This is a genomic window from Polaromonas sp. P3_C2 (genome assembly GCF_056402675.1).
Genome location: NZ_JBFUGX010000319.1, coordinates 1 through 4,847, shown reverse-complemented (window position 1 = coordinate 4,847; position 4,847 = coordinate 1). Strand labels below are relative to the sequence as shown.

The following is a 4,847-nucleotide window of genomic DNA, read 5'->3' as shown; positions in this document are numbered from 1 at the left end:
GTACCGCAGGTCAACATCGTCCTGCGGCAGGTACGGGGCAATCAGGTCGCCGTGCTGGGGCAGGTAAGCCGCCCGGGCCGTTTCCCCCTGGAAACATTCAACACCCGTGTCAGCGACATGCTGGCTGCTGCCGGCGGTGTGACCCCTACGGGTGACGATGTACTGATCCTGACCGGCCAGCGTGAGGGTAAGCCGTTTCGGAAAGTGATTGATATTCCGGCACTCTTTCTGAACGAGAAATCAGATGAAGACATTGTGCTGGCGGGCGGAGACACGCTGTATGTCAACAAGGCGCCGATGTTTTATATCTACGGCGAGGCACAGCGCCCCGGACCGTACCGCATCGAGCGGGGCATGACCGTGATGCAGGCGCTTGCCCAGGGCGGCGGACCCACGGTGCGCGGCAGTGAAAACCGGCTGCGCCTGCATCGCCGCGACGCGGCGGGGAAGGTCGTGGAAACAACCCCCCGGCTCACCGACCCCGTTCGCGCCGAGGATGTGATCTATGTTCGTGAAAGCCTCTTTTAAATCATGACACTCCATCAATTCCTGCTGATCCTGCGGGCCCGTTATCGGGTTGTTGTGCTCGTCATGCTGGTGGCCATATTGGCCGCGCTGGCCGTCAGCCTCGCGCTTCCCCGCAAGTACACCGCCCAGGCCGCCGTACTGGTTGACGTGCGTTCACCTGATCCGGTTGCCGGCGGCGCGGCCTTGCCCGGCCTGGTCGCACCCAGCTACATGGCGACACAGGTGGACATCRTCGGCGGTGACCGTGTGGCCCAGCGCGTGGTGAAAATGCTCAAGCTGGATGAAGATCCGCGCACCAAAGCCCGTTGGCTTGAGGCCACCGATGGACGCGGGTCGCTGGAGAGCTGGCTGGCTGAGTCCCTGCAGAAGGGACTGGATGTACGGCCCGCGCGCGAAAGCAACGTGATCAACATCACCTACAAGGGCAGCGATCCGGATGTCGCCGCCACTACGGCCAATACTTTTGCCCAGGCCTATCTCGATACCAATCTGTCGCTAAAGACGGAACCTGCCAAGATCTACGCCGAATGGTTTGATGATCAGACCAAGGCATCTCGCGCGAAACTTGAGGAGGCTCAGGCGCGCCTGTCGGAGTACCAGCAGAAGGCCGGTATTGTCAGCAGTGACGAGCGTGTGGACTACGAGACTGCGAAGCTGGGGGAAATTTCTTCCCAGCTCACGACTGTGCAGGGCGAGACTACCGACAGCCAGAGCAAACGCAGCTCCCGCGGAGATACCGTCGCTGAAGTCATGCAGAGTCCCCTGATCAATGGCCTGAAGGCCGATCTTTCGCGGCTGGAGGCCAAGGTACAGGAAATCAGTGTGCGCCTCGGGGCTAATCACCCTGAGCGGCAACGCGCTGAATCCGAACTGGCCGCTGTGAAAAGCCGGCTGGCAACCGAAACTGCGCGCATCACAGCATCCATCGAAACAACCTACCGCGTGGGCAAAGACCGGGAGCGTGAACTGCAGGCCGCGGTGGGTGCACAGAAAGCGCGTGTCCTCGAACTGAACAAGCAGCGGGACGAGCTCAATGTATATCGCCGCGATGTCGAGTCGGCCCAGCGCGCTTTTGAGGCTGTCAGCCAGAGTGCATCGCAGACACGCCTTCAGAGCCTGAGCAACCAGACCAATGTTGTGCGGCTGAACATGGCAACGCCTCCTGTCAACCCTTCGAGCCCGAAACTGCTGGTGAATCTGCTGGTCGCTGCTTTTGGCGGGACGTTGCTCGGCATTGCATGCGGATTGCTGCTGGAACTGGCCAACCGCCGCGTGCGCTCTGCCGAAGACCTTGTGCAGATATTGGGCCTGCCTGTGTTGGCAAGCATTTCTTCGGATGGAGGAAGCGGCAGGCTTCCCGGTTCGCGCCGCCTGATGCTAGGCAATGGAGGGACAGCATGAATAGAAACAACGCTCCGACGATCCGATCGGTTCCCCTGACAGTTCCCAGCAAACCGGCCACGGGTGCCGGCCGCTCCATGGGGACAATCCTGGTGGATGCCGGTCGGCTGTCGCCTCCGGATGCCGAACGTATCCTCCATTTTCAACGGGACCGTGGCTTGCGCTTTGGCGATTCCGGCAAGGCCCTGGGCCTGCTGAGTGACGACGATGTGCGTTTTGCCCTCTCGGTCCAGTTTGACTATCCCTACCTTGCCAATGAAACCAAGCTCAGCCGGGAGCTGGTGGCGGCGTACCAGCCGGGCAGCCAGCCGGTTGAACAGTTGCGTGCGCTGCGCAGCCAGTTGATGCTGCGCTGGTTTGACACCGGGGCCGAGCGCCGGGGGTTGGCGATTGTCAGCGCCGGCGCGAAAGAAGGGCGCAGCTATATCGCGGCTAACCTGGCCATCGTGTTTTCACAGCTCGGGGAGCGTACTTTGCTGGTCGACGCGGATATGCGGACGCCACGGCAGCACCAGCTTTTTAACCTTGGGGCGACTGCGGGCCTGTCTGACATGCTCGCTGGCCGCGCCGGGCCGGAAGCGGTCATCAGCATACCGGCCCTGCAGGATCTGTCGGTACTGCCTGCGGGGGTCATTCCGCCTAATCCGCAGGAGCTGCTTGGGCGGCAGGAATTTTCCAAACTGCTGCAATCATTGGGCGAGGACTTTGACGTCATCATCATCGACACCCCGCCTGCCAGCGAATGTGCCGATGCGCACACGGTGGCCGTCCGCGCAGGGGCTGCTCTGGTTGTGGCGAGGCAGAACATGAGTTCCATGCCGCAAATGACCCGTTTCACCCACAGTCTGCGGGAGTTCGGCGTGGCTTTGGTGGGCTCCGTGCTTAACGATGCCTGAAGAAGCGGCCAGCCCCCAGCCGATAGGCTGCCTCATGCGCGGCGGCTCCCAGAAGCCCGCCTGCGGCGTCCGCTGCCAGGTCAGACCAGCTGGCTGTCCGGCCCGGCAGGAAAGCCTGATGCAACTCATCCATGGCACCTACCATGACGGCGCTGGCTACGCAGCAAAGGGCCATGCGCCAGCCGCGCGTTCCGCTTGCAATACCGGCAGCCGCGCCCACCATGCCAAAGACGAGCAGATGTGCCAGTTTGTCCCAAGGCGCAGGGAAYAGCCCAACGGCAACGGGCTGCGCGCCAAGAATGTAAAGCGCTGCGGCCGTCAGGACGACGGTGATGCCCGCCAGGATGCGAAGGGTGCRCAAGGGGTTGCCCGGGGTTACGGTGTTCAACATGACCATGATTTTGTCATGCCGGAGGATGGATGGGTGAGGCCATGCTGAGTTCTTCCTTTGACAGCCCTGCTGACTGGCGCCAGCGCTGGTCGCTACTGGTGGAAAAGATTGAGCGGGTGCAAAGCCCTGTCGACAGCCAGGCACTGCTGGCGTCCCTTAGCCACCCTGCAAGGCCGCAGGTACTGGCTTTCGCCAATGCGCATGCGATGAATTCCATGGTGGCGTCGGTTCCTTTTTTTGAGGCAATGCATTCGGCCGACCTGGTGCTCAGGGACGGCTCCGGCATGGCAACGCTGTTTAAATTGCTGCGGATGCAGCCCGGCCTCAATCTCAATGGGACGGACTTCATTCCGCAACTGATCCGGGCGTTTGACGGCCGCCGCATTGCGTTGTTTGGTACACGTGATCCCTATCTGGCCAAGGGCCGGCTGCGTGTCCAGCAGGAACTGGCTCCCCACAGCCAGCTTATTGCAGCCGATGGCTTCCTGGATGCTGAGGCATACGCCCTGCTGGCAGTTCARCACCAACCGGCGCTGATCGTGCTCGGCATGGGAATGCCCCGGCAGGAGGAAGTGGCGGCCAGACTGCGTGCCTTGCTGGACTTTCCCTGCCTGATCGTTTGCGGCGGAGCCATCATTGACTTTCTGGGTGGAAAAACACCGCGAGCGCCGCTGTGGATGCAGAGGGCCGGTCTGGAGTGGTTGTTTCGCCTGGCGCTGGAGCCGCGCCGGTTGTTTCAGCGCTACGTGATAGGCAATCCGCTATTTTTAACGCGGGCCTTGCGCCTGGCCTCGCTGAACCGACGCTGATCCGGCATTCACTGCGAGCGATTGACGTTGCGGCCGCGAGTGCTGGCTTTCTTCGTCTACGGCTACCGGCGCGTAGCGGTTGTCTACATCCGGTGTGCAGTTGGTTTTAACAATCTGCCCGGGGTTTCCCATCACCACGCTGTAGGGGGGGACGTTCTCAAAGACATACGCTCCGCCGGCAATCCTGCTGCCTTTCCCCACAGTCACGCCGCCCACTACAATCGCGTGCGGCCCGATCCACACATCGTCTTCAATCACCGGGTAAACGGTGTTCCGCCGGCCTTCACTGTCAATGTAATCCCGCTGCCCGATCGTTACGCCATGAAACAGCGTGACGTTGCTGCCGATACGTGCGTTCGCGTTGACGACGATGCCGCGGCCATGGGTGAGTGCAAGTCCGGGCGCAATGGTGGTTCGCCAGGGTATTTCGATCCCCGCCAGCTGGCTTGTCAGTCGGTACAGCAGCTGTGCAGGAACCATCGCGAACCAGCGCCATGCAGGCGGCAGTTGCTGGGCTGCCTGGCAAAGACGCAAGGTGACCACCACGCGAAATGCCGGATCCAGAAGGGCGCCTTTCAATGCCAGATGCCCGTCGGATCGTCCAAATTTCCGGTGAATATCGGCTTTCAGGGAAGGCATACTATTTTTTCCATGGTTTGGCCGCTGGTTGATGCCCCGGTACGGAACCACCGGGCCGAGTCATGCACACCGGTGCGATAAGGTGTCCACGCCAATCCCAATTGTTCCGTTGCTGCCTGCGAGTCGAGTTGAATGTGCTGGGACCACAAACGGAGCAATCCCGGTGGCAACGCATCGGGAAGC

General features: G+C 61.4%; 6 protein-coding genes. 4 read left to right on the top strand and 2 right to left on the bottom strand.

Translation table 11 applies throughout. The features are described 5' to 3' along the window. From epsE to epsG, 3 genes are all read left to right on the top strand, one after another. On the top strand, positions 1-528 hold a 528-nt coding region (gene epsE, locus AC1DWI_RS13970), incomplete at its 5' end, for a polysaccharide export protein EpsE (RefSeq protein ID WP_477725045.1). Positions 529-531: 3 nt separating this feature from the next. After that, positions 532-1,929: a chain length determinant protein EpsF gene (gene epsF / locus AC1DWI_RS13965; protein WP_477725044.1), complete on the top strand. Its 1,398-nt coding sequence runs from the start codon at positions 532-534 to the stop codon at positions 1,927-1,929. After that, positions 1,926-2,825 (top strand): chain length determinant protein tyrosine kinase EpsG, encoded by a 900-nt coding sequence (gene epsG, locus AC1DWI_RS13960; RefSeq protein WP_477646209.1) that lies wholly within the window; start codon positions 1,926-1,928, stop codon positions 2,823-2,825. Before epsF ends, epsG begins: the two co-directional genes overlap by 4 nt. On the opposite strand, the gene AC1DWI_RS13955 is transcribed toward epsG, so the two are convergent. Next, positions 2,812-3,216, bottom strand: coding sequence for a VanZ family protein (locus AC1DWI_RS13955; protein ID WP_477725043.1), 405 nt, complete (start codon positions 3,214-3,216; stop codon positions 2,812-2,814). The genes epsG and AC1DWI_RS13955 overlap by 14 nt on opposite strands. Positions 3,217-3,257: 41 nt before the next feature. Between AC1DWI_RS13955 and AC1DWI_RS13950 the strand changes: the two genes are divergently transcribed. Continuing rightward, complete coding sequence (locus AC1DWI_RS13950; protein ID WP_477667869.1) at positions 3,258-4,025, top strand: WecB/TagA/CpsF family glycosyltransferase; 768 nt, start codon at positions 3,258-3,260, stop codon at positions 4,023-4,025. On the opposite strand, the gene AC1DWI_RS13945 is transcribed toward AC1DWI_RS13950, so the two are convergent. Further along, on the bottom strand, positions 3,984-4,664 hold the full coding sequence (locus tag AC1DWI_RS13945) for a serine O-acetyltransferase (protein WP_477667868.1): 681 nt from the start codon (positions 4,662-4,664) through the stop codon (positions 3,984-3,986). The genes AC1DWI_RS13950 and AC1DWI_RS13945 overlap by 42 nt on opposite strands. Positions 4,665-4,847: the final 183 nt, after the last annotated feature.

Coding starts and splice junctions, on each gene's coding strand:
- epsG (WP_477646209.1), top strand. CDS start 1,926: ATGAATAGAAACAACGCTCCGACGATCCGATCGGTTCCCCTGACAGTT.
- AC1DWI_RS13945 (WP_477667868.1), bottom strand. CDS start 4,664: ATGCCTTCCCTGAAAGCCGATATTCACCGGAAATTTGGACGATCCGAC.